This window comes from Aeromonas sp. Y289-2 (genome assembly GCF_027705925.1).
GTDB classification, from domain to species: Bacteria; Pseudomonadota; Gammaproteobacteria; order Enterobacterales; family Aeromonadaceae; genus Aeromonas; species Aeromonas veronii.
Genome location: NZ_JAPDCH010000052.1, coordinates 1 through 674, shown reverse-complemented (window position 1 = coordinate 674; position 674 = coordinate 1). Strand labels below are relative to the sequence as shown.

Sequence of the window (674 nt, the reverse complement as noted above, 5' to 3'; positions counted from 1 at the left end):
TTCTTCGCCGCGGCAGCCTTGAACGGCCTCAATTTCCTGACGGGCTGTTTCCTTTTGCCGGAGTCGCACAAAGGCGAACGCCGGCCGTTACGCCGGGAGGCTCTCAACCCGCTCGCTTCGTTCCGGTGGGCCCGGGGCATGACCGTCGTCGCCGCCCTGATGGCGGTCTTCTTCATCATGCAACTTGTCGGACAGGTGCCGGCCGCGCTTTGGGTCATTTTCGGCGAGGATCGCTTTCACTGGGACGCGACCACGATCGGCATTTCGCTTGCCGCATTTGGCATTCTGCATTCACTCGCCCAGGCAATGATCACCGGCCCTGTAGCCGCCCGGCTCGGCGAAAGGCGGGCACTCATGCTCGGAATGATTGCCGACGGCACAGGCTACATCCTGCTTGCCTTCGCGACACGGGGATGGATGGCGTTCCCGATCATGGTCCTGCTTGCTTCGGGTGGCATCGGAATGCCGGCGCTGCAAACAATGTTGTCCAGGCAGGTGGATGAGGAACGTCAGGGGCAGCTGCAAGGCTCACTGGCGGCGCTCACCAGCCTGACCTCGATCGTCGGACCCCTCCTCTTCACGGCGATCTATGCGGCTTCTATAACAACGTGGAACGGGTGGGCATGGATTGCAGGCGCTGCCCTCTACTTGCTCTGCCTGCCGGCGCTGCGTCG

At 62.8% G+C, this 674-nt stretch carries 1 protein-coding gene; it reads left to right on the top strand.

The features are described from left to right. On the top strand, positions 1–674 hold a 674-nt coding region (locus OKC43_RS21675), incomplete at both ends, for an MFS transporter (protein ID WP_270808806.1).